Raw genomic sequence first — 6,718 nt, forward strand, 5'->3', positions numbered from 1 at the left:
CGCATCACCAGCCCCCGCACCGCCCCCGGCCGTCCCCGGCCCCGGGCCGGGAGCCCCGATCGCCGGACCACCGGAGCGCCGTATCCCCGAACCCCGCGAAGCCGACGTCGCGGGGCGGCCGCAGCTGCCGCGGCGGCGGAAGCAGGAGCACATCGTTCCGGAGCTGCGGGAGGCGCCGAGGGCCCGTGACGGCGGGGGCGACGAGGAACCCGTGCACAATCCCGGGCTCATGGCCGCATTCCAGCGCGGGGTCGGCCGTGCCGAGGCCGAAGAGCACGGCGGCGGGACGCGGCCCCCGCAGGACGGCGACAGCTCTCCCCACCAGGGCGGCAGCCCCCACTAGGAGGACGAACCGAAAATGATGAGCGAAGCACCCACGAAGCGGGGGACGGCGGCGGATCTGTCCTGGCTGTTGACCGGGCTCGTGGAGCGCGTACCGCACGCCCGCAGCGCCCTCCTGCTGTCGGCTGACGGACTGGTCAAGGCCGCGCACGGGCTGGAGCCCGACACCGCCGACCATATGGCCGCGCTCGCCTCGGGGCTGTACTCGCTGGGCCGCAGCGCGGGGGTGCGGTTCGCCGACGGGGACAGCGTCCGGCAGGTCGTGGTGGAGCTGGACAGTTCGCTGTTGTTCGTCACCACCGCGGGCCAGGGTGCCTGCCTGGCCGTGTTCGCCGGGGGCGAGGCGGACGCGGGAGTGCTGGGCTACGAGATGGCGATGCTGGTCAAGAGCGTCCGCCCGTATCTGGTCACGCCCGCGCGGCAGCCCAGCGGCGAATGACGGCACCTCCGGGCCCCGTACCCCCCGACCCCATCGGGCCCGGCTCCGGCGACGGGCCGTGGCTGGACGACGACGCGGGCCGGCTGGTCCGCCCGTACACCGTCAGCGAGGGCCGCACCAAGCCCTCGGCTCCGCTGGACCTGTTGACGCTGGTGCGGGCCACCGGGGTGCGTCCGGACGGCTATCTGGGCCCCGAGCACGCCCAGGTGCTCCGGCTGTGCGACGGTCCGATGTCCGTCGCCGAGATCGCCGCGACCATCCGGCAGCCCGCCGCCGTCACCAAGGTGGTGCTGTCCGACCTGGTGGACTGCGGCGCCGTCACCACCAGGGGGCCCATCCATCTTCAGGAGGGCCCGGAACCGAACGACCGAGAACTGCTGGAGGCGGTGCTGGATGGGCTCCGTAGAAGACTCTGATCCCTCTTCATCCGACCCCGCCGGGGCCGCGTCCGACGCCTTTCCGACCGCGCTGAAGATCATCGTGGCCGGGGGGTTCGGGGTCGGCAAGACCACCTTCGTGGGGGCCGCCAGCGAGATCGAACCGCTGAGCACCGAGGAGCTGCTGACGCAGGTCAGCGCGGCGACGGACAGTCTGGAAGGGGTCGAGCGGAAGTCCACGACGACGGTGGCGATGGACTTCGGCCGGATCACCTTCGAGACCGGCTATGTGCTCTACCTCTTCGGCACCCCGGGCCAGGACCGGTTCTGGTTCATGTGGGACGAACTGTCCGCAGGGGCGCTGGGCGCTGTGGTGCTCGCCGACACCCGGCGGCTGGAGCACTGCTTCCCCGCGGTCGACTACTTCGAGCGGCGCGGCATCCGATTCGTGCTGGCCGTCAACGAGTTCGACGGCTCCTACCGCTACACCCCCGACGAGGTGCGGGCCGCGATCGACCTCGGCGAGGGCGTACCCGTGGTGCTGTGCGACGCGCGGAAGCCCGAGTCCGCCACCGGGGTCCTCATCTCTCTCATCCAGCACCTGATCGACCCGAGGAGTGCGCATGTCGTCCGCACCGCTTGACCTGACGGCCCGGCTGCTGCTGACCCCCCAGGACACCGAGGCACCGGCGCGGGTGGCCCGGCTGAAGGAACTGGGGGTCGGTGACGCGCCGGCCCCGGAGTTCGACGCGTTCGCCCGCGAGCTGGCGCGGGTCACCGACGCGCCGTTCGCGATGGTCAACTTCATCGACGAGGAGCGGCAGTTCTTCTCCGGGCTGTACGACTCGACCATGGACCCCGAGAGGGGCCCGGTCGACCCCAACGGCGGCGTGGGCCGGGTGATGGCCCGCGACCACGGATTCTGCGTGCACGTGGTGGCGCGGCGCACCGCGCTGGTGCTGGAGGACGTCCGCGACTTCGCCCGGTTCGCGGTCAACCCCGTGGTGGACGAGGTGGGGATCACCTCCTACCTGGGGGCGCCGCTGCTGGACCCGTCGGGCATGGCACTGGGCACGGTCTGCGTGGTCGACCAGCGGCCACGCCAGTGGGGGCAGCAGGGGCTGCGCACCATCAAGCAGATGGCCCAGGACCTCCAGCAGGAGATCCTGGGCCGGGACGGGGCCGGCTGACGGGCCGGCTCCGCCCGACCGGTCAGCGCGCTGCGGCTGTCAGAGCCGCTCGGGGGTGCGGATGCCCAGCAGTGCCAGGCCCTGGTGCAGCACCTCGGCCGTCAGGTCGCACAGGAACAGCCGGTTCTCTGTCTGCTCCTTCGTGTCCGCCTTGAGCACCGGGCAGTTCTCGAAGAACCGGCTGTAGAGCGTGGCCAGTTCGTACAGATACGCCGTGACCTTGTGCGGCTCGTACTCGTCGGCCGCGGCCACCAGCGTGTCAGCGAACGCGTCCAGGTGCAGGGCCAGCGCCCGCTCGGCGGGGGCCAGCTCCAGCTCCGGGTGCGGCACCGGCTTCAGCTCCCCCGCTTTACGGAAGATTGAGCGGACCCGCGCGTAGGCGTACTGGAGGTAGACGCTGGTGTCGCCCTGGAGGGAGACCATCCGGTCCAGGTCGAAGACGTAGTCCCGCATCATCGAGTTGGACAGGTCGGCGTACTTGACCGCGCCGATGCCCACCTGCTTGGCGCGCCGCTGGATCTCCTCCTCGGTCACCTCGCCGTCGCCGGTGGCGGCCTTCTCGCGTACGACGGCCGCCGCGCGGTCCACCGCCTCGTCCAGCAGGTCCACCAGCCGCACCGTCTCGCCCTCACGGGTCTTGAACGGCTTGCCGTCCTTGCCCAGCACGGTGCCGAACGGCAGCTGCCGTGCCGCGCCCTCGGGCAGCCAGCCCGCGCGCTGTGCCGTCTCGAAGACCATCCGGAAGTGCAGCGACTGCCGGGCGTCGACCACATACAGCAGGGTGTCGGCCTTCAGCTCGCCGATCCGGTTGCGGATGGCGGCCAGGTCGGTGGCGGCGTAGCCGAAGCCGCCGTTGGACTTCTGCACGATCAGCGGCGTGGGGGTGCCGTCCGGGCCCTTGACGTCCTCGAAGAACACACACAGCGCGCCCTCGGAGCGCACGGCGACTCCGGACTCCTCCAAGTCCTTGACGACCTGCTGGAGGTCGTCGTTGTAGGCGCTCTCGCCGACGATGTCCGGGTCCCGGATCTCCACGTCCAGCTCGTCGTAGACGCCCTGGAAATACGTCTTCGACTCGTCGACGATCTTGTGCCAGAGGGCCAGCGTCTCCGGGTCGCCGCTCTGCAGCGCGGGCACCCGGTCGCGGGCCCGGGACTTGAAGTCCTCGTCGGAGTCGAAGAGGGCGCGGGAGGACTTGTAGAGCCGGTTGAGCCGGGCCATCGCGGCCTCGCCCGCGTCCTTGGCGCCCGCCGCGTCCGACTCGTGGTCCAGCTCGTGCGGATGCTCGATCAGATACTGGATGAGCATGCCGAAGTTGGTGCCCCAGTCGCCGATGTGGTGGCGCCGGACGACCTTCTCGCCGCGGTGCTCCAGCAGGTGCACGACCGCGTCGCCGATCACCGTGGAGCGCAGGTGCCCGACGTGCATCTCCTTGGCGACGTTCGGCTGCGAGTAGTCGATCACCGTCGTGCCCGGGTCGTCCTTGTACGGGACGCCCAGGCGCTCGTCCTGCCGGCGGGCGACCAGGTTTTTCATGATCGCCTCGTCGGCGACGGTGATGTTGAGGAAGCCGGGGCCCGAGACTTCGATGTTCGCGATCACCGCGTTCTCGTCCTGGGCCGGCAGCGCCTCGGTGACCTTGGCGGCCAGCTCCCGCGGGTTGCCCTTCAGCTTCTTGGCCAGCGCGAGCATCCCGTTGGCCTGGAAGTCCGCCCGGTCGCTGCGTCGCAGCAGCGGGTCGGCGGAGGCGGCCTCCGGCAGTGCAGCCGAGAGGGCGTCCGAGACGCGCTGGTGGACCGTAGCGGCGAGCGAGTGAACCGTAGCCATGGAGTGCTGACCGTTCCGTCGGGGTGGCTGGATGCGGTGCCCAGTATCCCATGCACGGCAGGTCGACTGCCCCGCATATATGGGTGGGCAGCCGCCGTGGCACCAGTGGGACAATGGGGCCGCAGGCTTGCAAGCACGCGACGAGAAGGAAGTGCCGGACCGTGGCTCAGACCACTCACGAGGCCGACTGGGTCTCCCGTATCGCCGATGAGGTCATCGCCGAAGCGGAGCGCCGCGCGCCCGGCAAAGCAGTCGTCTGCGCGTCCGGCCTCAGTCCCTCGGGCCCGATCCACCTGGGCAATCTGCGCGAGGTGATGGTGCCGCACCTGGTCGCCGACGAGATCAAGCGCCGGGGCATCGCCTGCGAACACATCCTGTCCTGGGACGACTACGACCGGTTCCGCAAGGTCCCGGCCGGTGTCGAGGGCGTGGACGAGTCCTGGAACGAGCACATCGGCCGCCCGCTCACCTCCGTCCCCGCGCCGCCCGGCAGCCCGTACGCCAGCTGGGGCGAGCACTTCAGGGCCGCCATGGAAGCGTCCCTGCTGGAGCTCGGGGTGCAGTACCGGGGCATCAGCCAGACCGAGCAGTACACCTCGGGCGCCTACCGCGAGCAGATCCTCTTCGCGATGCGCGAGCGCGCCCGTATCGACGCCGTGCTCGACCGCTACCGGACGCTGGAGAAGGGCGCGAAGGGCGGCAAGAAGCAGCAGAAGCCCGCGGACGAGGCGGAGGTGCAGGCCGCGGAGGGCTCCGGCGCCGCTGCCGAGGACGACGGTTCGGGCGCCGGCGCGGGCTCCGCCTACTACCCGTACAAGCCCTACTGCACCGCCTGCGGCCGTGACCTGACGACCGTCACCGGGTACGACGACGAGACCACCGAGCTGTCCTACGTCTGCCAGTGCGGGCACGGCGAGACGGTGGAGCTGCGCACCTTCGACCACGGCAAGCTGGTGTGGAAGGTCGACTGGCCGATGCGCTGGGCGTACGAGGGCGTGGTCTTCGAGCCGTCCGGCGTCGACCACCAGTCGCCAGGCTCTTCGTTCGTCGTCGGCGGGCAGCTGGTCAAGGAGATCTTCGGCGCCGAGCAGCCCATCGGCCCGATGTACGCCTTCGTGGGCATCAGCGGCATGGCGAAGATGTCCTCTTCCAAGGGCGGCGTGCCCACCCCGGCCGACGCGCTCCAGATCATGGAGGCGCCGCTGCTGCGCTGGATGTACGCCCGCCGCAAGCCGAACCAGTCCTTCAAGGTCGCCTTCGACCAGGAGATCCAGCGCACCTACGACGAGTGGGACGCGCTCGTCCGCAAGATCGCCGACGGTTCGGCGCAGTCCGCCGACATCGCGGCGCACACCCGCGCCTCGTCCACCGCGCTGGGCCCGCTGACGATCACGCCGCGCCCGCTGCCGTACCGCACACTGGCCTCGGTCACCGACATCACCGGCGGCCACGAGGAGCAGACCCTGCGCATCCTCAGCGAGCTGGACCCGGAACACCCGGTGCACTCGCTGGACGAGGTCCGCCCGCGGCTGGACCGCGCGCAGCGCTGGATCAACACCCAGGTCCCGGCCGACCAGCGCACCCGCGTCCGCGAGGAGCCCGACACCGAGCTGCTGGCCTCGCTGGACGAGGAGCAGCGCGAGTCGCTGCGGCTGCTGCTCGACGGGCTGGACGAGCACTGGTCGCTGGAGGGGCTGACCTCGCTGGTGTACGGAGTGCCCAAGGTGCGGGCCGGCTTCGCGCCGGACGCGAAGCCGACGGCGGAGATGAAGGCCGCTCAGCGCGGCTTCTTCGCGCTGGTCTACCGCCTGCTGGTCGGCCGCGACACCGGGCCCCGGCTGCCCACGCTGCTGCTGGCCGTCGGGGCGGACCGGGTGCGGAAGTTGCTGGGGGCCTGACGCGGTTCGGCTTGCGCCGTCCCGGGGCGCTGGGCTGGAGGCTGCCCAGGGCTCGCCGCCGCAGGCTGCCGGTGGTTGTTGGTTGCGCGCGCCCGCGCGGCGGAGCCGCACATCAGTACAGCCCCGCGCCCCTTTCGGGGCGCGCCCTTTCGGGGCGCTGATCAGCCGGCCAGGCCCATCTCCGTGTTGTAGCGGTCCTTGAACTCGCGCATATAGCCGCCGAGATAGGTCTCGCTCAGCAGGCTGCCGTCCGCTGTGGTGATTCCGTGTCCCTCATTCAGGGCACGGGCGAGCTGGCGTGCCGTGGGGAACTGGCCGTGCGAGGCGACGTATTGGCGGTACGCCGAGAAGTAGAACTCCTCGCGCGGCACTCCGTCCGGGATGTTGATGGGCTCGTCGCCGGGGTCGGGCGCGGCCGGGTACTCCGGTTGGGGTTCCGCTTCCGGCTGGGAGGGTGCCGGGTTGGCCAGGGTGCGGTAGCGGCCCGGGGCTACGGGGACGGGGAACTCCGTGGCAGAGTACGGGGGTTGCCCGGGTTCAGGTTGTGGTGCGGGCTCGGGTTCCGGTTCGGGGACCGCGGGGTCCTGTGCGGCCACCGGCTCGGGGGTTGGTTCCGGTTCGGGGGTTGGTTCGGGGGTTGGTTCG

6 protein-coding genes and 2 pseudogenes are annotated in these 6,718 nt (G+C 71.1%); 6 read left to right on the forward strand and 2 right to left on the reverse strand.

Annotated features, from left to right (window positions below):
- The 5 genes and pseudogenes from ITI46_RS32375 to ITI46_RS32395 all read left to right on the forward strand — a co-directional run.
- A pseudogene (locus tag ITI46_RS32375) lies at positions 1-343 on the forward strand (ATP-binding protein); the annotation flags it as partial.
- Positions 344-358: 15 nt separating this feature from the next.
- Positions 359-781: a roadblock/LC7 domain-containing protein gene (locus tag ITI46_RS32380; RefSeq protein WP_209243516.1), complete on the forward strand. Its 423-nt coding sequence runs from the start codon at positions 359-361 to the stop codon at positions 779-781.
- Positions 778-1,197, forward strand: a complete 420-nt coding sequence (locus tag ITI46_RS32385; RefSeq protein WP_209243517.1) for a DUF742 domain-containing protein — start codon at positions 778-780, stop codon at positions 1,195-1,197. The genes ITI46_RS32380 and ITI46_RS32385 overlap by 4 nt, the downstream gene beginning before the upstream one ends.
- A complete protein-coding gene (locus tag ITI46_RS32390; RefSeq protein ID WP_209243518.1) occupies positions 1,175-1,801 on the forward strand; it encodes a GTP-binding protein in 627 nt (208 codons plus the stop codon). Before ITI46_RS32385 ends, ITI46_RS32390 begins: the two co-directional genes overlap by 23 nt.
- Positions 1,782-2,348 (forward strand): GAF domain-containing protein, encoded by a 567-nt coding sequence (locus ITI46_RS32395; RefSeq protein ID WP_209243519.1) that lies wholly within the window; start codon positions 1,782-1,784, stop codon positions 2,346-2,348. Before ITI46_RS32390 ends, ITI46_RS32395 begins: the two co-directional genes overlap by 20 nt.
- A 39-nt stretch (positions 2,349-2,387) precedes the next feature.
- Here ITI46_RS32395 and argS read toward each other — a convergent pair whose 3' ends face one another.
- On the reverse strand, positions 2,388-4,175 hold the full coding sequence (gene argS / locus ITI46_RS32400) for an arginine--tRNA ligase (RefSeq protein WP_209243520.1): 1,788 nt from the start codon (positions 4,173-4,175) through the stop codon (positions 2,388-2,390).
- A gap of 161 nt (positions 4,176-4,336) precedes the next feature.
- Here argS and lysS point away from each other — a divergent pair, with 161 nt between their 5' ends.
- Positions 4,337-6,073: a lysine--tRNA ligase gene (gene lysS, locus ITI46_RS32405; protein WP_209243521.1), complete on the forward strand. Its 1,737-nt coding sequence runs from the start codon at positions 4,337-4,339 to the stop codon at positions 6,071-6,073.
- Between the two features lie 161 nt (positions 6,074-6,234).
- On the opposite strand, the pseudogene ITI46_RS32410 reads toward lysS, so the two are convergent.
- A pseudogene (locus tag ITI46_RS32410) lies at positions 6,235-6,718 on the reverse strand (DUF2637 domain-containing protein); the annotation flags it as partial.

The sequence above is a fragment of the Streptomyces oryzae genome, from assembly GCF_017676365.1.
Classification (GTDB): Bacteria; Actinomycetota; Actinomycetes; order Streptomycetales; family Streptomycetaceae; genus Streptomyces; species Streptomyces oryzae.